18 protein-coding genes and 1 tRNA gene are annotated in these 20,791 nt (G+C 71.9%); 2 read left to right on the top strand and 17 right to left on the bottom strand.

The window, feature by feature from the left end; all coding sequences use genetic code 11:
* Positions 1-229 precede the first annotated feature (229 nt).
* Positions 230-925 (bottom strand): demethylmenaquinone methyltransferase, encoded by a 696-nt coding sequence (locus ACT3TZ_RS13680; RefSeq protein WP_444583983.1) that lies wholly within the window; start codon positions 923-925, stop codon positions 230-232.
* Positions 926-1,001: 76 nt separating this feature from the next.
* Between ACT3TZ_RS13680 and serC the strand changes: the two genes are divergently transcribed.
* Positions 1,002-2,132: a phosphoserine transaminase gene (gene serC / locus ACT3TZ_RS13675; protein WP_444583982.1), complete on the top strand. Its 1,131-nt coding sequence runs from the start codon at positions 1,002-1,004 to the stop codon at positions 2,130-2,132.
* Between the two features lie 253 nt (positions 2,133-2,385).
* Here the strand turns inward: serC and ACT3TZ_RS13670 are convergent, their stop codons facing one another.
* The 16 genes from ACT3TZ_RS13670 to ACT3TZ_RS13595 all read right to left on the bottom strand — a co-directional run bounded on the left by ACT3TZ_RS13670 (position 2,386) and on the right by ACT3TZ_RS13595 (position 19,993).
* Complete coding sequence (locus tag ACT3TZ_RS13670; protein WP_444583981.1) at positions 2,386-2,955, bottom strand: MarR family winged helix-turn-helix transcriptional regulator; 570 nt, start codon at positions 2,953-2,955, stop codon at positions 2,386-2,388.
* A 32-nt stretch (positions 2,956-2,987) separates the two neighbouring features.
* Complete coding sequence (locus ACT3TZ_RS13665; RefSeq protein ID WP_444583980.1) at positions 2,988-4,466, bottom strand: NCS2 family permease; 1,479 nt, start codon at positions 4,464-4,466, stop codon at positions 2,988-2,990.
* Between the two features lie 114 nt (positions 4,467-4,580).
* Complete coding sequence (nagB, locus tag ACT3TZ_RS13660; protein WP_444583979.1) at positions 4,581-5,366, bottom strand: glucosamine-6-phosphate deaminase; 786 nt, start codon at positions 5,364-5,366, stop codon at positions 4,581-4,583.
* 197 nt (positions 5,367-5,563) lie between these two features.
* Complete coding sequence (locus ACT3TZ_RS13655) at positions 5,564-6,916, bottom strand: NAD(P)/FAD-dependent oxidoreductase (RefSeq protein ID WP_444583978.1); 1,353 nt, start codon at positions 6,914-6,916, stop codon at positions 5,564-5,566.
* Between the two features lie 128 nt (positions 6,917-7,044).
* Entirely contained in the window at positions 7,045-8,013 is a 969-nt protein-coding gene (locus tag ACT3TZ_RS13650) for a Ppx/GppA phosphatase family protein (RefSeq protein ID WP_444583977.1), read from the bottom strand.
* Complete coding sequence (locus ACT3TZ_RS13645; protein ID WP_444583976.1) at positions 8,010-8,537, bottom strand: DUF501 domain-containing protein; 528 nt, start codon at positions 8,535-8,537, stop codon at positions 8,010-8,012. Before ACT3TZ_RS13645 ends, ACT3TZ_RS13650 begins: the two co-directional genes overlap by 4 nt.
* On the bottom strand, positions 8,534-9,235 hold the full coding sequence (locus ACT3TZ_RS13640) for an FtsB family cell division protein (RefSeq protein WP_444583975.1): 702 nt from the start codon (positions 9,233-9,235) through the stop codon (positions 8,534-8,536). The genes ACT3TZ_RS13645 and ACT3TZ_RS13640 overlap by 4 nt, the downstream gene beginning before the upstream one ends.
* A gap of 19 nt (positions 9,236-9,254) precedes the next feature.
* The gene (eno, locus tag ACT3TZ_RS13635; protein WP_444583974.1) at positions 9,255-10,535 is read right to left on the bottom strand and encodes a phosphopyruvate hydratase; all 1,281 of its coding nucleotides are present in this window, start codon (positions 10,533-10,535) and stop codon (positions 9,255-9,257) included.
* An 88-nt stretch (positions 10,536-10,623) separates the two neighbouring features.
* Entirely contained in the window at positions 10,624-11,145 is a 522-nt protein-coding gene (locus tag ACT3TZ_RS13630; protein ID WP_444583973.1) for a hypothetical protein, read from the bottom strand.
* Between the two features lie 6 nt (positions 11,146-11,151).
* Positions 11,152-12,222, bottom strand: a complete 1,071-nt coding sequence (locus ACT3TZ_RS13625) for a MazG nucleotide pyrophosphohydrolase domain-containing protein (protein WP_444583972.1) — start codon at positions 12,220-12,222, stop codon at positions 11,152-11,154.
* Positions 12,219-15,797: a transcription-repair coupling factor gene (gene mfd, locus ACT3TZ_RS13620; protein WP_444583971.1), complete on the bottom strand. Its 3,579-nt coding sequence runs from the start codon at positions 15,795-15,797 to the stop codon at positions 12,219-12,221. Before mfd ends, ACT3TZ_RS13625 begins: the two co-directional genes overlap by 4 nt.
* A complete protein-coding gene (gene pth, locus ACT3TZ_RS13615; RefSeq protein WP_444583970.1) occupies positions 15,794-16,390 on the bottom strand; it encodes an aminoacyl-tRNA hydrolase in 597 nt (198 codons plus the stop codon). The genes mfd and pth overlap by 4 nt, the downstream gene beginning before the upstream one ends.
* Positions 16,391-16,513: 123 nt before the next feature.
* Positions 16,514-17,128 (bottom strand): 50S ribosomal protein L25/general stress protein Ctc, encoded by a 615-nt coding sequence (locus tag ACT3TZ_RS13610; RefSeq protein WP_444583969.1) that lies wholly within the window; start codon positions 17,126-17,128, stop codon positions 16,514-16,516.
* A 208-nt stretch (positions 17,129-17,336) separates the two neighbouring features.
* On the bottom strand, positions 17,337-18,317 hold the full coding sequence (locus ACT3TZ_RS13605; RefSeq protein WP_444583968.1) for a ribose-phosphate diphosphokinase: 981 nt from the start codon (positions 18,315-18,317) through the stop codon (positions 17,337-17,339).
* Positions 18,314-19,822: a bifunctional UDP-N-acetylglucosamine diphosphorylase/glucosamine-1-phosphate N-acetyltransferase GlmU gene (glmU, locus tag ACT3TZ_RS13600; protein WP_444583985.1), complete on the bottom strand. Its 1,509-nt coding sequence runs from the start codon at positions 19,820-19,822 to the stop codon at positions 18,314-18,316. Before glmU ends, ACT3TZ_RS13605 begins: the two co-directional genes overlap by 4 nt.
* 99 nt (positions 19,823-19,921) lie before the next feature.
* Positions 19,922-19,993, bottom strand: a tRNA-Gln gene (locus ACT3TZ_RS13595).
* 154 nt (positions 19,994-20,147) lie between these two features.
* Between ACT3TZ_RS13595 and ACT3TZ_RS13590 the strand changes: the two genes are divergently transcribed.
* Positions 20,148-20,786 (top strand): TetR/AcrR family transcriptional regulator, encoded by a 639-nt coding sequence (locus tag ACT3TZ_RS13590; protein ID WP_444583967.1) that lies wholly within the window; start codon positions 20,148-20,150, stop codon positions 20,784-20,786.
* The last annotated feature ends 5 nt before the right edge of the window (positions 20,787-20,791 follow it).

Here is a 20,791-nt window from a genome sequence, read left to right as displayed (position 1 = left end):
CGGCTCCGGAAGACCGGAGCCGATGTGCCTGGTGAGCGAGGTTTTCGGTCCGAGAACCGTAGTTCTCCTTCCGTCCCGATCACCTGGGCACGAGGAAGAACATTACGCGGGTCCGCACGGCTCGTCAACTTGAGAGGGGCCTTTCGGGAGGTGTCCTGCGACACACGCTCCCGGGAGCTTTCCGCCGCCCTCCCGTAGAGCCCTCCGCAGGCACCCGACGGTCATGCGCTCAGGCCTGGACCACGCCGCGATGCAGGGCGACGATCCCACCGTTGAGATTGCGGAACTGGTTGCTCCGCAGCCCGGCGCCGGCGAACCAGTCGCGCAGCTCCTCCTGATCGGGCCACGCCAGGATCGACTCCGCGAGGTAGTCGTAGGCCTCCGGCTCCGAGGCCACCCTGTGGGCGACCGTGGGGATCGCGCGCAGCAGGTACCTCTCGTAGACCGCACGGAAGGCGCGATGGGTGGGCGTCGAGAACTCGCACACCACCACCACACCGCCCGGGCGCACGACGCGGGCCATCTCCTGGATCCCGCGCCGGGGATCCTGCACGTTGCGCAGGCCGAAGGAGATGACCGCGCCGGCGAAGGTGCCGTCGGCGAAGGGGAGGTGCTGCGCGTCGGCGCCCACGAAGGGGACGTGCCGTTGGCGCTTGCGACCCTCGGCCATCATCCCGGAGGAGAAGTCCGCCGCGACCGCCCGGAGCCCCGCATCGACCAGGGCGGCCGTCGACGTCCCGGTGCCAGCGGCGAGGTCAAGCACCGTCTCCCCGCGATCGAGGTCGAGGGCCTCGACCGTGGCGCGGCGCCATCGCCCGACCTGGCCGGGTGCCATGAGGGAGTTCATGAGGTCGTAGCGCGCCGCGACACCGTCGAACATCCCGGCGACGTCGAAGGGCTTCTTGTCGAGTTCGGCGCGGCTCATGACCAGAATCCTGCCACGCCGGGACCGTACGGCGGACCCGCGCCCCTCGCGTCCTGCGAGGCGGGACAATGGCTCCATGACCACAGCGCCCGACATCGCCATCCCTGCCGACCTCCTCCCCGCGGACGGACGCTTCGGCTCCGGACCCTCCCGTGTGCGCGACGCGCAGCTCGACGCCCTCGTGGTCGTGGGCCGCACCGTCCTGGGCACCTCCCACCGTCAGTCCCCCGTCAAGGACGTCGTCGCCCGGGTGCGCGCGGGACTCTCCGAGCTCTTCTCCCTCCCGGAGGGATACGAGGTGGTGCTCGGCAACGGGGGTTCCACGGCGTTCTGGGACGTGGCCACGTTCGGGCTCGTGGAGCGCCGGGCGGAGCACCTCGTCCTCGGGGAGTTCTCCTCGAAGTTCGCGAACGAGACCGCCGCCGCCCCGTTCCTCGCCGATCCCCGCATCATCTCCGCGGAGCCGGGCAGCCTGCCCGTGCCCGTCGGGGATCCCGACGTCGACGTCTACGCCTGGACGCACAACGAGACCTCCACCGGGGTCATGGCTCCGATCCGGCGTGTGCCCGGCGCCACCGATGACCAGCTCGTGCTGATCGACGCCACGTCCGGCGCCGGCGGCATCGCCGTGGACGTCTCCCAGACCGATGCCTACTACTTCGCGCCCCAGAAGTCCTTCGCCTCCGACGGCGGGCTCTGGATCGCGCTGCTCTCCCCCGCGGCGATCGCACGCGCCGAGCGTCTCGCCACGACGGACCGCTGGATCCCCGCCTTCCTGTCGCTCACCGCGGCGATCGACAACTCGCGCAAGAACCAGACCCTCAACACCCCGTCCATCGCGACGCTGGTGCTGCTCGCCGAGCAGATCGAGTGGATCCTGGCGCAGGGCGGCCTGGCCTGGGCCGACGCCCGGACCCGCGCCACCAGCGGCCTGCTGCAGGAATGGGCCGCCCGTCGTCCCGAGGTGACGCCCTACGTGGCGGACCCGGCGGCGCGCTCGCAGGTCGTGACGACCCTCGACATCGACCCTGCCATCGACGCCACCACGATCACGAAGGTGTTGCGCGCCCACGGGATCGTCGACATCGAGCCGTACCGCAAGCTCGGGCGCAACCAGCTGCGCGTGGCCACCTTCCCGGCGGTGCCGGAGGAGGACGTGACGGCGCTCATCGCGTGCCTGGACCTCGTGGTCGACGCCCTGGGCTGATCACCGTCGGGACGGCTCGCGCCGTGGAGCCCCGAGGCGGAATGACGACGGTGGCATCTGCCGAGCTCGCGCTCGGCGGATGCCACCGTCGTCATGTCGGCCCGTGCGGGACCGATGCCTCCGTCGAGCCCTCGGGCCGCGTTCACGCAGAGCGCGCCCGGCACCGCCCTTCCTGAGCGCTGTGGCCGATGCGCTGTGGGGTCCCTGCCGTGGCCGCGCCCAGGCTTCCTGCTGTGGACCGGGCCCGGGCTCCCTACTCGGGTCCGTCCGCGACGACCGTGTCGAGGATGCGCGCGGCCTCGCGCAGGATGCGGACCTCGTCGGCATCCAGTCCGTCGATCGCGGTGCGCAGCCAGGCGAAGCGCTCGCGTCGTCCGGAGGCGACCACGTCCTGCCCGAGCGACGTCAGACGCACCGCCACCTGGCGGCGGTCCCCCGGGTGCGCGCCGCGCAGGACCAGCCCCGCCTCCTCGAGGCGCCCCACCATCCGGGTCATCACCGGCGCGGAGACCTGTTCGAACTCCGCGACGCGACCGGGCGTGGACTCCCCGTGCCGTTCGAGATAGGCGAGCACCGAGAACTGCGCCGCCGAGACGGTCTCGTCCGCGGTGCGACGTCGGAGTCGCCGCGAGGAGATGAGGATCGTCCTCTGCAGCTCCCGGACCAGAGCATCCCGGGAGGACTCGGGGTCCCCGGGGTCAGCGTGCCGATCGTCTGCGGGATCCGGGATCTCCCCCGGTGACCGATTCGTCCCGGTCCCCGGTTCCGCCACGGCCTCCTGGGCCTCCCCGGGTTCCGGGGACCCGCCGTTCCTGTCGGACATCCGCCCTCCTCCGGCCGCACGCGTGGGGCGGCTCAGCCGATGGCGCCCTCGAGGGCTCCCCGGAGGAAGTACAGCACGAACAGGAACGCCACGGCGTACAGCAGCCAGTGCACCTCGCGCGCCTTGCCGCGCACCACGCGGATCAGCACGTAGGTCACGAAGCCCGCGCCGATGCCCACCGTGATCGAGTAGGCGAAGGGCATGAGGATGATCGTGAGGAAGGCGGGGATGGCCTTCTCGACGTCGTGGAAGTCGATGTCCAGGATCTGGGTCATCATGAGGAAGCCGACCATGACGAGGGCGGGCGTCGCCGCCTCGTAGGGCACCATCGCCACGAGCGGAGCCAGGAACACGGTCGCGGCGAAGGCCAGGCCCGTGATCACCGGGGCCAGGCCCGTGCGGGCGCCCTCCCCGACGCCGGTCGCCGACTCCGCATAGGCGGTCGCCGAGCTCACGCCGCCCACACCGCCGGCGACAGCGGCGAGGGAGTCGACCAGCAGGATCTTCTGGGCACCGGGGATCTCGCCCTTGCCGTCCTGGAGACCGCCCTCGGCGGCGACGGCGACCATCGTGCCCATCGTGTCGAAGAAGTCCGCCAGCACGAGGGAGAAGACGATGACGAGCGCGCCGATGACGCCCACGGCCGTGACGCCGCCGATGGGGTCCACGGTGAACAGCGTGGAGAAGTCGGGCAGGGCCACGGGGGAGCCGTCGAGGGCCGGCAGGTTCAGGCTCCAGCCGTGCGGGTTGCCGGGGTTCGAGCCGTCGGCCGGGGCGTACGCGCCGATGTGCAGCACGCGCTCGAGGACGATCGCGAGGATCGTGGCGGCGACGATCGCGATGAGCATCGCGCCCGGGACCTTGCGCACCCACAGGACGATGGTCAGCAGCAGGCCGACGACGAAGATCAGGGTGGGCCAGCCGATGAGGGACCCGTCGTTGCCCAGCTGCACGGGGGTCGCCGCCGCGGAGGTCACGAAGCGGGCGTTGAAGAGGCCGACGAAGGCGATGAACAGTCCCAGGCCCACGCCGATCGCGGTCTTGAGGAAGGGCGGCACGGCACGGAAGATCGCTCGCCGCAGCCCGGTGAGCACGAGGATCAGGATCACGACGCCCTCGAGGACCACGAGGCCCATCGCCCCGGCCCAGGTCATCCCGGGCAGGGAGACCACCGAGAAGGCGATGTAGGCGTTGAGGCCGAGGCCTGTCGCCAGCGCGAGCGGGAACTTGGCCCAGGTGCCCATGACGATCGACATGATCGCCGCGACGAGCGCGGTGCCCGCGGCGACCGCGGGCAGGTTGGGCTCGGTGCCGCCGCCGAGGTAGTGGCCGGTGGAGTCCGGCACGGTGCCGATGATCAGGGGGTTCAGGACCACGATGTAGCACATCGCGAAGAACGTCACGAGCCCGCCGCGGATCTCGCGTCCGACGGTCGAGCCACGCTCGGAGATGAGGAAGTACCTGTCGATGCCCGAGCGCGGGGACGCCGGGGCGGAGGAGGGGGAGGTCATGGCGCTCATTTTATCGCCGCAGGAGCACGCGACCGCGCCCCGGAGCCACCGTGACCTGCCCGTGACCGGGTCTGACCGGTCACATTCGACTCCCCCGCCGCGGGTCGACGGGGATCAGCGCGACAGGCGCGCCTTGTTCTCCTGCACGAACTGGTAGTAGTCACCGAGGGCGAGGCGGGAGCCGGCCTCCCGGTCCACCACCACGGTCACGGCGGGGTGCAACTGGAGGGCGGTGGCGGGCCAGAGCGCGCTGACCGGGCCCTCGACGGCCTGGGCGATCGCCTCGGCCTTGGACTCGCCGGAGGCGGCGAGCACGATCTTGCGCGCCTCGAGGATCGTGCCCAGGCCCTGCGTGAGCACGTGGACGGGAACGTCCTCGGGGGCGTCGAAGAACCGGGCGTTGTCCGCGACGGTCTGGCGCGTCAGCGTCTTGACCCGGGTGCGGGAGGCGAAGGAGCTGGTGGGCTCGTTGAAGCCGATGTGCCCGTCGGTGCCGATCCCGAGGATCTGGATGTCGACGCCACCGGCCTCGACGATGGACCGGTCGTAGGCGGCGGCCGCCGAGGCGGGGTCCGCCGCGTCGCCCGCGGGCGAGAGCACGAGCGCGTCGTCGATGTCGACGTGGTCGGTGAAGTTGTCCCGGATGAACCGGTGGTAGCTCTGCGGCGCCGAGGTGGGCAGGCCCACGTACTCGTCGAGCAGGAAGGCACGGGCGCGGGCGAAGGACAGGCCCTCCTCGCGGTACCGACGGATCAGCTCGCGGTAGGCGCGGACCGGGGAGGACCCCGTGGCGAGACCGAGCGTGATCCCGGCATCGCCCGCTCCTCTGACCGCGGTGTCGAAACGGTCCGCGACGCGCTGCGCGACGTCCTCCGCTGTGTCGACGACGATGACCTCCATGGGGTCACTCCCTCTCGTTGTGCTGCTGTCGATGTCCGTGCTGGCCGCATGCGCGTTCGTGCTCGTAATGCGCGACTTTCATGCAGTTTCCATCGTGATCATATCCGGATTCGGGCCCCGACGCGGCACGCGCCGCCGGAAGGATCACCTTCCGACGGCGCGTGCGTCGATGTGTTGCGGGCCAGGGCCCGCAGACGTCACTTCTTCTTGGGAGTGGAGGACGCCGCGAGCTCGAAGGCCTTGCGCGGGGTCGAGCTCTCGGGGATGCCGATGATGTCGCGACGCCCGAGCGCCTGGCTGATCCAGCCTCCGACGACCGCGGCCTTCTTGGGCAGGGTCGGCATCGCGTACACGTGGTAGGCACGGGCCATGGCCCAGATGGGCAGGCCCTTGACCTCGACCTTGCGGTCGCCCAGCATCAGCGTGCCGACGCCCTTGTACAGGCCCAGCGTCGCCATCGTGCCGAGGTTCTTGTGGAAGTAGTCCACCAGCGGGCGGCCCTGGATCGATCGGACGATGTTGTCGGCGATCCGCTTGCCCTGACGCGTGGCGTGCTGGGCGTTGGGGACGCACACCTTGCCCTCGCCCGAGGCGAGGTCCGGCACGGTGGTGCAGTCGCCGCCGGCGAACACCGAGTGCAGCGGCCCGTTCTCGTCCTTGACGCGCAGATCCGCGAGGCAGTCGAGGCGCCCGGTCTGGTTCAGCGGGAGGTCGGACTCGGCGAGGATCGGGTTGGGCTTGATGCCCGCGGTCCACACGATGAGCGAGGAGTCGAACTCGTCACCGTCCGAGGTCTTGACGTGACCGCCCTCGCAGGAGTTCAGGAAGGTCTCGAGCTTGACCTCGATGCCGCGCTCACGCAGCTGCTTGAGCGCGTACAGGCCCAGCTCCTCGCCCACCTCGGGAAGGATCCGCCCCATGGCCTCGACGAGCACGAAGCGGACGTCCGCGGCGTGCAGGTCCGGGTAGTAGCGCAGAGTGTCCGAGACCATGTCCTGGACCTCGGCCAGCGCCTCGGCGCCGGCGAAGCCGCCGCCGACGAAGGTGAAGGTGAGCAGGCGCTTGCGGGCCTCGGCGTCCTTGGTGGACGCGGCCTCGGCGAGGGCTGCGGTGATGCGGTCGCGGACGGCCACGGCCTCCTCGACCCACTTGAACCCGATCGCGTTCTCGGCGAGACCGGGGATGGGGAGGGTGCGCGGTACGGAGCCCAGACCCACCACGAGGTAGTCGTAGGAGATCTCGAGCGGCGCGCCGCCCTGGATGTCGACGGCCACAGTCTTGGCCTCGTGCGAGATCTTCGAGACGGTGCCGGTGACGACCTTGGCGCCGGGAAGCGCCTTGCGCAGCGGGGCGAGCACGTTGCGGGGGTCGATGGAGCCGGCGCCGACCTCGGGGAGGAAGGGCTGGTAGGTCAGGTACGGACGCGAGTCGACGACCGTGATCGCGACCTCGCTCCCGAGTGCCTTCTGCAGGCTCTCGGCCGTGGAGAGGCCGACGGCCCCTCCGCCGAGGATGAGGACATGGGGCTTGGCGCCGGGGGTGTTGTTCATGCGTCCAGAGTAGGTCCGTGCGTGAGCCCGTTCAAAGCGGCGGGCCGCCGTCCCGCTGGGTGAGAGGGGTGTATGCCTCATCACACCCACCATGGAAAGCGGTTTCCCACGGTTGTCCGACCGGGCGGCTACCGGGCCTCGTCGAGCAGGCTCAGGGCGATCCCGTCGAGGATGTCGTGCTCGCTCGTCCGGCAGATCTCGACGCCGGAGGCATCGCGGACCCGCCGGAGGACCCGCGCCCAGATGAGGGCGCCGGCACCGATCACGTCGATCCGCCCCGGATGGATCACGGGATGTGCGGCCCGCTCGGCGCGGGTCGCCCGCAGCAGGGCGTCGCACTGGGCCAGGACCTGGTCGATCGGCAGCTCGCTGCCGTGGGTCGCGTCCGGGTCGTACCGGGTCAGGCCCTCGGCGACCGCGGTGACGGTCGTGACCGTCCCGGCGACCCCCACGACGGCCCGCGCCTCCTGCCAGGGGACGATCTGTGCCGCCTCGTCGAGCAGGGCGTCGATGTCCCGGGTCGCCGCGGCGATCTCCGCCGCTGTGGGAGGGTCCGTGCGCAGGTGGCGCTCCGTCAGGCGGACCGATCCCATGTCGAGGCTGATGCGGTGGGTCGGCGAGGCGACGCCGAGCACGAGCTCTGTCGAGCCCCCGCCTATGTCCACCACCAGCCGCGGGCCCTCCGGCAGGCCCGCCAGGGTGGTCACGGCACCGCGGAAGGAGAGCTCGGCCTCCTCCTGGCCCGTGACGACCTCCGGCTCGATGCCGAGGATGTCGCGGACCCCGGCGATGAAGTCGGCGCGGTTGCGGGCATCCCGGGTCGCGCTCGTGGCCACGAACCGCACCTGCCGGGCACCGTGGAGATCGATGAGCTCGCGATAGCCGCGGGTGGCCTCGAGGGTGCGCCGGATCGCCGCGGGGTCCAGCACCCCGGTGCGGTCGACGCCGTGTCCCAGGCGGACGACCTCCATGCGGCGCTCGAGGTCCACCGTCGTGCCGTCGGGTCCGGGCCGGGCGATGAGCAGGCGGATCGAGTTGGTGCCGCAGTCGATCGCCGCGACCGGTCCCGGGACGTCGCGCGGGTCCGGGGCGCTCATGCGGCCACCTCGCAGCGGCAGACGTCGATCGAGGCGATCGGTGCGAGCTCGGAGAGCACGAGGTCCCCGACGGGGTTGATGCCGGGGCCCTCTGCGAGCGCCTGGCCCACGAGCGCGTGCAGGCACTTGACGCGGGTGGGCATGCCCCCGGCGCTGACGTGCTCGACCTCCTCGGCGTGCCCCAGCTCGGCGCGGCGGGCGAGGTATCGCTCATGGGCGCGGCGGTAGGCGGCGGCGAGGTCCTCGTCGCGACCCAGCTGCTCGGTGAGCTCGGCCATGCGGCCCTCGGCCTCGAGGCGCGAGACCGCCGCGACCATCGACGGAAGCGTCAGGTAGAGGGAGGTGGGGAACGGGGTGCCGTCCTCGAGTCGTGGCGAGGTGCGCACGACCGCGGGCCTGCCGCAGGCGCAGCGGCGGGCGATGGACACCACGCCCCGCATGTCGCGTCCGAGCTGGATCCGCATCTCCGCGAGATCCTCCTCGGTGCTGGGGCTCTCGTGGGGCAGCGCGGGCAGGGCGGTCACGGGGTGGGGTTCTCCTGGTTCGTGGTGTCGTCGGGGGTCTGGACCTTCTCACCGCTGCCGGTCTGCTCGGTGCCGGTCTGCTCGGTGGTGGACCCCTCGGGGACGTCCTGGGGCTGGAGCCTGCTGGCGGCCTCGACGCTCGTCCAGAGCCCGTCGTACCAGTCCTCCTGGGCGGCGGCCTCGGCGACCTTCTGGTCCTCGGTCAGGGGGACGTCGCGGCCGCTCGTGTCGGTCAGGCGGTACTGGGTCTCCCCCGGCATCGCGTACAGCAGCCGCTCCCGGGCCTGGGCGGCCACGAAGTTCGGGTCCTCCCAGCGCTCGACGCGGTGCTGGAGCTCCTGGACCTGGGCCTCCCGCTGGGACACCTGCTCCTGGGCCGCGGCCAGCTGCTGACGCTGGCTCACGTAGCTGTTGAGCGTGGGCACCAGCGTCGCGAGGGCGACCACGACCAGGGCGATGAGCACCAGGCCCCGGCGGGTGATGCCCCAGACCGGCCCCTCCTGCTCGACCGCCGTCAGGGCCGGTGCCGTGGTGCGACGCCGGGCGGCACCTCCGGGTCGCGAGGACGAGGGCGAGGGGGATGCGGCAGGTCCCGCCTTCGAGCCCTGGCGCTGCGGGGACCGCGCGCCGGATCGCCCCGGGGACGGGACGACCGGGCGCCCCGCTCGTCGCGGGACACCCGGTCGTCTGGCAGTCATGCCCGTCAGGTTACAGGCCTCAGGCCGAGAACCTCGGGAAGGCCGACGCGCCGGCGTAGACCGCCGCGTCACCCAGCTCCTCCTCGATGCGGATCAGCTGGTTGTACTTGTTGACGCGCTCGCCGCGGGCGGGTGCGCCGGACTTGATCTGACCCGAGCCCACCGCGACCGCGAGGTCGGCGATGGTGGTGTCCTCGGTCTCGCCCGAGCGGTGGGACATCATCGAGCGGTAGCCGCTGCGGTGCGCGAGGTCGACGGCATCGAACGTCTCGGTCAGGGTCCCGATCTGGTTGACCTTGACGAGCAGGGCGTTCGCGGCGCCGGTCTCGATGCCCCGGGCCAGACGCTCGGGGTTGGTGACGAAGAGATCGTCCCCGACGATCTGGACCTTGTCGCCCAGACGCTCCGTGATCGCGACCCAGCCGTCCCAGTCCTCCTCGTCCAGCGGGTCCTCGATCGAGACCAGCGGGTAGCTGGCCACGAGATCGGCGTAGTAGTCGATGAGCTGCTCGGAGGTCTTGACCTCTCCCTCGAAGCGGTAGCCGCCCTCGGAGTGGAACTCGCTCGCGGCGACGTCGAGGGCGAGCGCCACGTCCTTGCCGGGCGTGTAGCCGGCCTGCTGGATGGCGTCGACGATCAGGTCGAGGGCCTCGCGGTTGGAGTCGAGGTTCGGCGCGAAGCCGCCCTCGTCGCCCAGGCCCGTCGCGAGCTTGCGCTCCTTGAGGACAGCCTTGAGCGCGTGGTACACCTCGGCGCCGATCCGGACGGCCTCGACGAAGGACTCGGCACCCAGCGGAGCGATCATGAACTCCTGGATGTCGACGTTGGAGTCCGCGTGGGACCCGCCGTTGAGGATGTTCATCATGGGGACGGGCAGCAGGTGCACGTTGGGGCCGCCGAGGTAGCGGTACAGCGGCAGGCCGGAGGACTGCGCGGCGGCCTTGGCGACGGCGAGCGAGACGCCGAGGATCGCGTTGGCGCCGAGCTTGCCCTTGTTGGGCGTCCCGTCCAGGTCGATCATGGCCTGGTCGAGGGCGCGCTGGTCGCTCGCGTCGAGTCCCAGCACCTCGGGCTCGAGGTCCTCGAAGACGGCGTCGACGGCCTGCAGGACGCCCTTGCCGAGGTAGCGGCCCTTGTCGCCGTCGCGGCGCTCGGAAGCCTCGAACTGGCCGGTGGAGGCGCCGGAGGGGACCTCCGCGCGCCCGGTGCTCTCGTCGTCGAGCAGGACCTCGACCTCGACGGTCGGGTTGCCGCGGGAGTCGAGGATCTCGCGGGCGTAGAGGGCGTCGATGACTGCCATGGGCATGTGCTCCTAGTCGCTGAAGGTCATGCGGTGGCCCGGTGGTCACGGGCCGTCGGGATCAGTCTACGGTCCGCGAGCGGGACCTTCAGCGGGTGCCCAGGACCAGTCCCGGCGCTAGGGCGAACACCGTGTAGAGCCCGATCCGGCCGATCATCGCGGGCACCGCGAACCGCCACCAGCGCCGGTCGATCGCGCCCGCCGCGACGGGCCACAGGGTGAACGGCGGGATCCCGACCGCGCCCGAGGCCAGGCTCACCGCCATCATGCGCAGGCCGCCCCGGCGTCCCCAGGTCATGACGGCCTCGCTGACCCGGCGCAGCCAGGCCACGGGGCGTGCCAGGAACGACGGGAGCGGTCGACGGCGGCGCCGGGAGCTCTCCGGGCGCTCCCGCCGCAGCCTGCTCCAGCGATCCGCGCCGCACCCGGCCAGCCAGTACGGGGTCTTGCCCAGCGTCTGCCCGATGCCCAGGACGACGGCCACGAGCAGCGGCGGGGTGTGGGTGGCGGCGGGGACGGTCACGGCGATCAGCTCGGTGTTCAGGAACGGGACGATCGCCCCGAGCACGGCGTACCCGAAGCAGCCGGCGAGCACGCCGAGGTGGTCCACGACGCCTCAATCCCCCTGCGGGGATCGGGTCGCGTCGGTGCCGAGGCGGCCCAGCAGGGTGCGCAGCGAGGACTCCGGGTCCTCGTCCCGGGCCTCGGCCTCGACGACGAGGTCCAGGAGCGCACGGGCCACGGACCGTCCCGCGAGGGCGGGATCGTCCTCGACGGCGCGGTCTGCCGTCGCCAGCAGGGCATCGAGCGTCCCCGCCGAACGGGCGCGGTGCACCGCCTTGGCGGCGCGCTGGAGGGCGGGCAGGCGCGTGGGGACCCCGTCGAGCAGCCCCGCGGGACGCCCCTCGGCGGCCTTGACGCCGTGCCACTGGGCGACGATCTCCTCGACATCGTCCCGGTGTTCCAGGGCGGTGTCCGTGGCGGTGCCGAACACGTGGGGGTTGCGGCGCTCCATCTTGGCGTTGAGCGAGCGGGCGACGTCGTCGACGGACCAGGGCTCGGCGGCCTCCTGGCCCAGCCGGGCGTGGAAGACGATCTGGAAGAGGATGTCCCCCAGCTCGTCCGTGAGCGCGCCGGCGGGGTGGGAGGCGGGCTGCTCGATGACGTCGAGCACCTCGTGGCTCTCCTCGAGGAGGTAGCGGGCGAGGGAGCGATGGGTCTGCCCGGCGCTCCAGGCGTCGCCGCCGGGCGAGCGGAGGGCATCCATGATCTGCACCGATCGCAGCAGCTGCGCGCCGGGCGGATCCGCGGGCGCCGGGAGCGTCCGGAGGTCGGTGTCCTCGAGGCCGATCCGTCGCACGGCCGTCAGCGCCCTCTCGGTCGCGGCGTCCAGGTCCGGAGCGTCGACCAGCCACACGATGCGGGCGCCCACGGGCCGGGTGACCTCGGGCAGGTCGGCCTCGGGCAGTGCGGCCGTGAGCGTGTCCGCGTCCGTCGAACGATCGCCCGCCGGCAGCAGCGTCGCGCCGGCCTCGGTGAGGAGGTCACGCCACGCGGGGTCGCGCAGGGAGACGAGCACCCCGCCGGCCTGGCGCACCGCGTCCCAGGTCGAGGCGCCCAGCAGCCCCGGGGTGCCGAGCGGCGAGACGGCCACCAGAAGGACACGCGGTGCGGACACCGTGCTCACGCGGCCGAGGCGGCGGGGGTCGCGCCCAGGTCCTGCAGCACCGTGCGGGCCCAGGTCAGCACCTCCGCGTCGCGCAACTCGCTCCCGCCCAGACGGGACGTCATCGGGCGCGGCACGAGCACCTGGCGCAGGGCGGGCTTGAACATCGTGCCCGGGTAGAGGCGGCGCATCCGCATCGCCGCGGAGTCCGCGGGCTCGATGTGGGCGAAGCGGATCATCTTGCCCTGCGCCTGGACCTCGTCGATCCCGGCGGCCCGGCAGTCCAGCCGGAACCTGGCGACGTCCAGGAGCACCTGCACGGGGGCGGGCGGCGTCCCGTAGCGGTCGGTGAGCTCGGCGATCATCGCCTCGATCTTCTCGCGCGAGTCGGCGGCCGAGAGCTTCGCGTACGCCTCCAGCCGCAGGCGCTCGGAGCCGATGTAGTCGTGCGGGATGTGGGCGTCCAGGGGCAGCTCGATCTTGACGTCGCTGGTCTGCTCCTGCGGTTCGCCCTTGAAGGCGCTGACGGCCTCACCGACCATGCGGACGTACAGGTCGAAGCCGACGCCCGCGATGTGGCCGGACTGCTCGCCGCCCAGCAGGTTGCCGGCGCCGCGGATCTCGAGGTCCTTCATGGCGACCTGCATGCCGGCGCCGAGGTCCGTGTGGGTGGCCAGCGTCGTCAGGCGGTCGCTCGCGAGCTCCGTGAGGGGCTTGGTGGGCGGGTAGAGGAAGTACGCGTAGGCGCGCTCGCTCGAACGCCCCACCCGGCCGCGCAGCTGGTGCAGCTGCGAGAGGCCGAAGCGGTCGGCGTTCTCCACGATGAGCGTGTTGGCGTTGGAGATGTCCAGGCCCGTCTCGACGATCGTGGTGCACACGAGGACGTCGAAGCGCTTCTCCCAGAAGTCCACGATCACCCGTTCGAGCTGGTGCTCGCTGAGCTTGCCGTGGGCCACCTCGACACGGGCGTCCGGCACGAGGTCCCGGATCCGCTGGGCGGTGCGGTCGATGTCCTCGACCCGGTTGTGGATGAAGAACACCTGGCCCTCGCGCAGCAGCTCGCGGCGGATCGCGGCGGTGATCTGCTTGTCGTCCTCGGCGCCGACGTAGGTGAGCACCGGGTGGCGCTCCTCGGGCGGCGTCTGCAGGGTCGACATCTCGCGGATCCCGGTGACCGCCATCTCGAGGGTCCGCGGGATCGGGGTGGCGGACATCGACAGCACGTCCACGTCGGTGCGCAGCGCCTTCAGGGTCTCCTTGTGCTCGACGCCGAAGCGCTGCTCCTCGTCGACGATGATCAGCCCGAGGTCCTTGAACCGCACCTGGCCCGTGAGCAGTCGATGGGTGCCGATCACCACGTCGACGCTGCCGTCGAGGAGGCCCTCGATGGTGCGCTCGGAGTCCGCGGCGGTCTGGAAGCGCGAGAGCGCCCGGACGGTCACGGGGAAGCCCGCGAAGCGCTCGGTGAAGGTGTCCAGGTGCTGCTGGGACAGCAGCGTCGTCGGTGCCAGCACCGCGACCTGCTTGCCGTCCTGGACGGCCTTGAACGCGGCGCGCACGGCGATCTCGGTCTTGCCGTAGCCCACGTCGCCGCAGATCAGCCGGTCCATCGGGATCGGCTTCTCCATGTCGGCCTTGACCTCGTCGATGGTGGAGAGCTGGTCGGGCGTCTCGACGAACTCGAAGGAGTCCTCGAGCTCGCGCTGCCAGGGTGTGTCCTGGCCGAAGGCGTGCCCGGCGGCGTTCTGGCGGGCGGAGTACAGGCGCACGAGCTCTCCGGCGATCTCGCGGATCGCCTTGCGGGCCCGGGACTTGGTCTTGGACCAGTCCGAGCCGCCCATCTTGTTGACGGCCGGGTCCTCGCCGCCGACGTACTTGGTCACCTGGTCCAGCTGGTCGCTGGGGACGTACAGCCGGTCCCCCGGCTGGCCCTTCTTCGACGCCGCGTACTCGATGACGAGGTACTCGCGAGTGGCGCGCTTGGCGCCCGTCCCGACGGTGCGGCTGGTCATCTCGACGAAGCGGCCCACGCCGTGGTGCTGGTGGACGACGTGGTCGCCCGGGCGCAGCTGCAGCGGGTCCACGACGTTGCGGCGTCGCGAGGGGATCCTGCGCTCGCCGCTGCGGCGGGCGCCGGACTTGCCGGTGAGGTCCCGCTCGGAGACGAGCACGAGGCGGGTGGCCTCGTCGACGACGCCCTCGAGGAAGGAGCCGACGGTGACGACGGCCTCCCCGGGTCGGGGCGGATCGGCGAGGTCGGCGTCGAAGCGGGCGGGCAGGCCCGCCTCGCGCAGGCTCTCGGTGACGTGGCGGGCCGAGCCCGTGCCGGTCATCGTCAGGACGATCCGCCAGTCCTGGACGCGGCGCTTCTCGAGGTCGCGCGCGGCCTCGGCGGGACGGCCCGCGTAGCCGGGATGGGCGACGGCGCCCACGGTGAGGTCGGTGTCGGTCTCGAGGCCGAACGGCGACAGTGTCAGCCAGCGGTGCCCGCCGCTCAGCGCGCGCTCGCGGACATCGGCCAGCGGCACGAAGCTCGCGGCGCCGACGTCGATGGGCAGCCCTCCCCCGGCGGCGGCGCTCGACCAGGCGGCGGCGAGGAACTCGTCGGTCGTGGCGACGAACTCCTCGGCGCGGGAGCGGACCCGCTCGGGGTCCAGCACCAGCAGGGTGCCGTGGCCGGGGATCGTGTCGACGAGCTGCTCCATCGTGTCCACGAGGACGGGGCTCAGGGACTCCATGCCGTCGACGGCGACGCCCTCGGCGATCCGCAGGAGCATGTCGCGCACGCCCGGCAGCTCGCCGGCCATGGTGCGGGCGCGCTCGCGCACCGCATCGGTCAGGAGGATCTCCCGGCAGGGCGGGGCGTCCAGGCCGTGCTCGACCGGCTCGAGGGAGCGCTGGTCGGCGACCGAGAAGTACCGGATCTCGTCGATCTCGTCGCCGAACAGCTCGACGCGCACGGGGTGGGGCTCGGTGGGCGGGAAGACGTCGAGGATCCCGCCGCGGACCGCGAACTCGCCGCGCCGCTCGACCATGTCGACGCGGGTGTAGGCGGCATCCACGAGGGCGGTCACGAGGGCGTCCAGGGGGCGCTCGTCGCCGACGTGGGCCTGGACGGGCACGAGGTCCCCCAGGCCTGCGGCGATCGGCTGCATGAGGCTGCGGACCGGCAGCACCAGGGCGTGGACGGGCACGGAGGATTCGGGGTGGGCGACGCGGCGCAGGGTCGCCAGGCGCCGGGCCACCGTGTCCGAGCGCGGCGAGAGCCGCTCGTGGGGCAGGGTCTCCCACGCCGGGAACAGCGCCACGTGCTCGGTGCCGATCAGCGAGCCGAGCGCCGCGACGACGTCCTCGGCGGCACGGGTGGTCGCGGTGACCACGACGATCGGGGCCTGCGCGCTCGCGCGCCGGGCGAGGTCCGCGGCCACGAAGGGGTGCAGCCCCTCCGGCGCGGTGACGGCGCTGATCCGATCCTCCCCCGCCGCGAGGTCGCGGATCGCGGTGAGGTCGGGGCCGGCGGAGAACAGGTCGAGCAGCGGAGCCAGCGGCGCCGTGGCCGCCTGCGTCCCGGGCCTGCTGCTGGTGGTGGCGGTCATCGTGCCTCCCGGGAGTGGAATCGTTGCTGGGTGGGGACGAGCCCCTCGAGGACGAGCTGGGCGACGGCCTCGGCGGCGTCGTCGACGAGGATCGGCAGGGTCCTGGACTCGGTCGCGGTGAACGGTGCGAGGACGTGGTCGGCGGTGTCCTTGCGGCCGCTGGGTCGGCCGACGCCCACGCGGACCCGCAGGTAGTCCTTGGTGCCGAGCGCCTTGGTGATGTCGCGCAGGCCGTTGTGCCCGCCCTCGCCGCCGCCGAGCTTGACGCGGATCGTGTCGAAGGGCAGGTCGACGTCGTCGTGGACGACGACGATGCGGGCAGGCGGCACGTCGTAGTAGTCCGCGAGGGCGCGCACCGGGCCTCCGGAGAGGTTCATGTAGCAGGTGGGCTCGGCGAGGATCGTGCGGGCACCGCTGCCGGGGGCGCCGAGGTACCCCTCGACGACACGCGCCTGGGCGCGGCGGGCGGAGGAGAACGTGCCACCGGTCTGCGCGGCGATGTGGTCGAGCACCATCTGTCCGATGTTGTGGCGCGTGCGGGCATAGGACGACCCCGGGTTGCCGAGGCCGACCACGAGGTGGGCGGTGCTCATCGCTGTGTCTCCATGACTCTCGGGCACAACGCTACCGGGGCGCCGCGCATTGCACGACGCCCCGGTGGCGAGGGATGTGAGGGAGGGATCACGCGCGGGGCGCGGTCCCTCCGTCGGCGAGGATCACTCCTCGGTGGACTCCTCCTCGGAGCCCTCGGCGTCTTCGGACTCTGCGGTCTCCTCGTCCTCGGGCTCCTCCTCGACGCGCGGGATCTGGACGGCGACCACGAGGGTCTCGGCGTCCGTGACCAGCTCGGCACCCTCGGGAAGCACGACGTCGCCGGCGAAGAGCTGGAAGCCCTCCTCCTTCTCCTCGACGTCGATCTCGATCTGCTCGGGGACCTTCAGCGCGTCGACGCTGAGCGTCAGGTGCTGGGAGTCGACCACGGCGATCGCCGGGGCGGAGGGCTCGCCGATCAGGACGACGGGGATGTCGACCTCGACCTTCTCGCCGCGGCGCACCAGGATCAGGTCGAGGTGGGTGATCAGACGCGACAGCGGGTGGCGCTGGATGTCCTTGAGGAGGGCGAGGTGGCTGTCGCCGTCGGGCAGGACCAGCTCCAGCAGGGCGTTGGAGTTGCGGGCCGCCAGAGCGGTCTCGTGACCGGGCAGCGTGAGGTGCAGCGGCTCGGTGCCGTGGCCGTACAGGACGGCGGGGATCTTGTCGTCGCGGCGGATGCGGCGGGCGGCGCCCTTGCCGAAGTCGTCGCGCTGGGTGACCGAGAGCTTCTCGGGCATGGTGTGCTCCTGATGTCGTGACGGGTGACGAGCCGACACGCACCGCGGACCGGGCCGCCGCAGGGGCGGGCGATGATCCGCACCGCGTCGATCACGGAGCCGGACGCAGGTCCGCTCCCTCGCCGAGGTGACCGGGGGAATCTAGCACGCGCGGGCGACGCGCTCCACGGCCCGGCGGGCCGGTGTGGGTCGCGTCACCCGCGGGCGATCAGACCTCGCCGTCGAAGAGGCTGGTGACCGAGCCGTCGTCGAACACCGCACGGATCGCGCGGGCGATGAGCGGCGCGATCGAGAGCTGCGTGAGCTCGGGGAACTGCTTCTCGGGGGGCACCGGGAGGGTGTTGGTGCAGATGACCTCCGTGACGCCGCTGTTGCGCAGGCGCTCGGTGGCGGGGTCCGAGAGGATCGGGTGGGTGGTGGCCACGACGACGGCGGCCGCCCCGTGGGCGCGCAGCGCGTCGACGGCCTGGACGATCGTGCCCGCCGTGTCGATCATGTCGTCCACGAGGATGCAGGTCTTGCCGCTGACGTCGCCGATCACGCGCTTGGCGACCGCCTTGTTGGGCTGCTTGGGGTCGCGCGACTTGTGGATGAAGGTCAGCCCGATCCCGCCCAGGCGCTTGGCCCACTGCTCGGCGACGCGGATCCGCCCGGCGTCCGGGGACACCACGACGATGTCCTCCTGGGAGTACTTGCGGTCGACGTAGTCGGCGAGGATCGGCAGCGCCATCAGGTGGTCGACGGGCCGGTCGAAGTAGCCCTGCAGCTGCGGGGCGTGCAGGTCCACCGAGATGAGACGGTCGATGCCGGCGGTCTGGTACATGTCGGCGACCAGGCGCGCAGAGATCGGCTCGCGGCCGCGATGCTTCTTGTCCTGGCGGGCGTAGGGGAAGCTCGGGGCGATCGCCGTGATGCGCTTGGCCGACGCCCGCTTGAGGGCGTCGATCATGATGAGGTGCTCCATCAGCCAGGTGTTGATGGGCGCCGGGTGGCTCTGGAGGACGAACACATCGGTGCCGCGCACGGACTCCCCGTAGCGCACGTAGATCTCGCCGTTGGCGAAGTCCCAGGCGTCCATCGGGAGGACCTCGACGCCGAGCTCCTCGGAGACCTCCTGGGCCAGGACGGGGTGGGCCCGTCCGGAGGCGAGGACGAGGCGCTTCTCCCCCGTGGTGACGATTCCGCTCATCGGTTGTTCTGCTCCTCGGTGGGATCCGTGGTGGCCGGCGTGGTGGGCTCGCCGGCCGATGCCTGCTGTCCTGCGGCCTGCTGTGCTTCGTCGTGCTGTGCTGCGTCGTGCTGTGCTGCGTCGTCCTGGTCCGCGGCCCGCTGGGCCTCCTCGGCCGCGCGGGCGGACGCGGTCCCCTCACGGCGACGCCGCGTCCATCCTTCCATGTTCCGCTGGGTCACGGCACTGACGGCGAGCGCCCCCGGCGGCACGTCCTTGCGCACGATCGTGCCCGCTCCGGTGGCCGCGCCGTCGCCGATCACGACGGGTGCCACCAGCACGTTGTCACTGCCGATCCGGACGTGGCGGCCCACGGTCGAGCGGTGCTTGGTGACCCCGTCGTAGTTGGCGAAGATCGTGGCGGCGCCGATGTTGGTGCCCTCCCCGATCTCGGCGTCGCCGACGTAGCTGAGGTGGGGGACCTTCGCGCCGTCCTTGATGTGGGCGTTCTTGGTCTCGCAGAACCCGCCGATCTTGCCGCCGGCACCCAGGACGGTGCCGGGGCGGAGATACGTGAAGGGGCCCACGGTGGCGCCCTCGCCGATCTCCGCCAGCAACGCCTGGGTGCGCACGACGCTCGCCCCGCGGGCCACGACCGTGTCCTTGAGGGTGGTGTCGGGCCCGATGCGGGCGTCCTCGCCGATGTCGGTGGCGCCCTGCAGCTGCACGCCCGGTTCGAGGACCGTGTCCTGGCCGATGGTGACCTCGGCGTCGATCCAGGTGGTCAAGGGATCGATGATGCCGACGCCGGCGCGCATGTGGCGCTCGGCGATGCGACGGTTCATCTCCGCGCCGAGCACGGCGAGCTGGACGCGGTCGTTGGCGCCCTCGACGAGCACGGGGTCCTCGGTCACGAGCGCCCGCACGGCACCGCCGTCGGCCCGGGCGATCGCCAGCACATCGGTCAGGTAGACCTCGCCCTGGGCGTTGTCGGCGGTGACCCGGGACAGCGCGGAGCGCAGCACGGCGAGGTCGAAGGCGTAGATGCCGGAGTTGACCTCGTCGATGCCGCGCTGGGCCTCGTCGGCGTCCTTGTGCTCGACGATCCCGAGCACGTCGGTGCCGGTGACGTCGCGCAGGATCCGGCCGTAGCCCGTGGGGTCGGGCACACGGGCGGTGAGCACCGTGACGGCATTGCGGCCGTCCTCGTGGGCGGCGATCAGCTGGGCCAAGGTGTCGGTGTCCAGGAGCGGCACGTCCCCGTAGGTGACCAGCACGGTGCCGGCCTCGGCGGTGACGTGCTCCAGGCCGCACTGGACGGCGCGCCCGGTGCCGGGGATCTCGTCCTGGTCGGCGATGAGCGCCTCGGGGGCGTTCTCGGCGAGGTGCTGGGCCACGAGCTCGCGCTGGTGGCGCACCACGACGACGAGCTGGCGGGGGTCGAGCCCCGCGGCCGCGGTCACGGCGTGCATGAGCAGCGAGCGGCCGCAGATCGGGTGGAGGACCTTGGGGATCTTGGACCGCATGCGGGTGCCCGCACCTGCGGCGAGGACGACGACGGCCTGGGGGGCGTGGACTGTCACGCGGTGTGCTCCTCGAGTGGGGATCCGGGTGTCCGGAGGGCGTTCCGCCATCAGGGCTCGAACCTGAAACTTCAGAACCAAAATCTGAGGTGTTGCCGATTACACCATGGCGGATCGTCGCTCGCGGGCGCATCGGGGATCCTACCGTCCGGGGCGTCCCGGCCGAGGAGCCGTCCGTCCCGAACACCCCCGGGACCTGCGGGCGCGTCCTCGCCGGGGCGTCGCAGGCGACCGGTGCCACCCGGAGCGCTGTGCCAGACTGCCATCCATGGCGGACAGGGGCACCCCGCGCCCGCGCGGAGCGCGGATGACGGGTCGGGAGCGACGTGAGCAGCTCGTGACCATCGGCCGCGCCCTGTTCGCGGAGAAGGGGTACGACGCCACGAGCGTCGAGGAGATCGCCGCCCGCGCCAAGGTCTCCAAACCCATCGTGTACGAGCACTTCGGGGGCAAGGAGGGGCTGTACGCCGTCGTCGTCGACCGGGAGACGCAGGCGCTGCTGGGCAGTCTCGAGGCGGCCCTGGCCGATGCCCGCCAGCATCCGCGGGTGCTCATGGAGCGTGCGGCGCTCGCCTTCCTCACGTACATCGACACCCACGAGGACGGCTTCCGGATCCTCGTGCGGGACTCCCCCTCGACGCATGCGACCGGCACGTACTCCTCGCTGCTGGGGGACGTCGCCGCGAAGGTCGAGTCGATCCTCGCCGTCCAGCTGCGGATGCGGCGCTTCGCCGCCAAGGACGCCGCGCTGTACGCGCAGATGCTGGTGGGCATGGTCGCCTACACGGGGCAGTGGTGGCTGGAGACCCGCACGCCCTCCAAGGAGGTCGTCGCGGCGAAGATGGTGAACCTCTCGTGGTTCGGCCTGGGCGCGCTCGAGCGCGAGCCCGTCCTGCGCCGGCGCTGAACGGG

Source organism: Brachybacterium sp. AOP25-B2-12 (assembly GCF_052378625.1).
GTDB lineage: Bacteria > Actinomycetota > Actinomycetes > Actinomycetales > Dermabacteraceae > Brachybacterium.
The sequence above is the reverse complement of the archived record's forward strand: the minus strand, read 5'-3'. Positions and strand labels throughout refer to the sequence as shown.

Coding starts and splice junctions, on each gene's coding strand:
- ACT3TZ_RS13680 (WP_444583983.1), bottom strand. CDS start 925: ATGAGCCGCGCCGAACTCGACAAGAAGCCCTTCGACGTCGCCGGGATG.
- serC (WP_444583982.1), top strand. CDS start 1,002: ATGACCACAGCGCCCGACATCGCCATCCCTGCCGACCTCCTCCCCGCG.
- ACT3TZ_RS13670 (WP_444583981.1), bottom strand. CDS start 2,955: ATGTCCGACAGGAACGGCGGGTCCCCGGAACCCGGGGAGGCCCAGGAG.
- ACT3TZ_RS13665 (WP_444583980.1), bottom strand. CDS start 4,466: ATGACCTCCCCCTCCTCCGCCCCGGCGTCCCCGCGCTCGGGCATCGAC.
- nagB (WP_444583979.1), bottom strand. CDS start 5,366: ATGGAGGTCATCGTCGTCGACACAGCGGAGGACGTCGCGCAGCGCGTC.
- ACT3TZ_RS13655 (WP_444583978.1), bottom strand. CDS start 6,916: ATGAACAACACCCCCGGCGCCAAGCCCCATGTCCTCATCCTCGGCGGA.
- ACT3TZ_RS13650 (WP_444583977.1), bottom strand. CDS start 8,013: ATGAGCGCCCCGGACCCGCGCGACGTCCCGGGACCGGTCGCGGCGATC.
- ACT3TZ_RS13640 (WP_444583975.1), bottom strand. CDS start 9,235: ATGACTGCCAGACGACCGGGTGTCCCGCGACGAGCGGGGCGCCCGGTC.
- eno (WP_444583974.1), bottom strand. CDS start 10,535: ATGGCAGTCATCGACGCCCTCTACGCCCGCGAGATCCTCGACTCCCGC.
- mfd (WP_444583971.1), bottom strand. CDS start 15,797: ATGACCGCCACCACCAGCAGCAGGCCCGGGACGCAGGCGGCCACGGCG.
- pth (WP_444583970.1), bottom strand. CDS start 16,390: ATGAGCACCGCCCACCTCGTGGTCGGCCTCGGCAACCCGGGGTCGTCC.
- ACT3TZ_RS13610 (WP_444583969.1), bottom strand. CDS start 17,128: ATGCCCGAGAAGCTCTCGGTCACCCAGCGCGACGACTTCGGCAAGGGC.
- ACT3TZ_RS13605 (WP_444583968.1), bottom strand. CDS start 18,317: ATGAGCGGAATCGTCACCACGGGGGAGAAGCGCCTCGTCCTCGCCTCC.
- glmU (WP_444583985.1), bottom strand. CDS start 19,822: ATGCGGTCCAAGATCCCCAAGGTCCTCCACCCGATCTGCGGCCGCTCG.
- ACT3TZ_RS13590 (WP_444583967.1), top strand. CDS start 20,148: ATGGCGGACAGGGGCACCCCGCGCCCGCGCGGAGCGCGGATGACGGGT.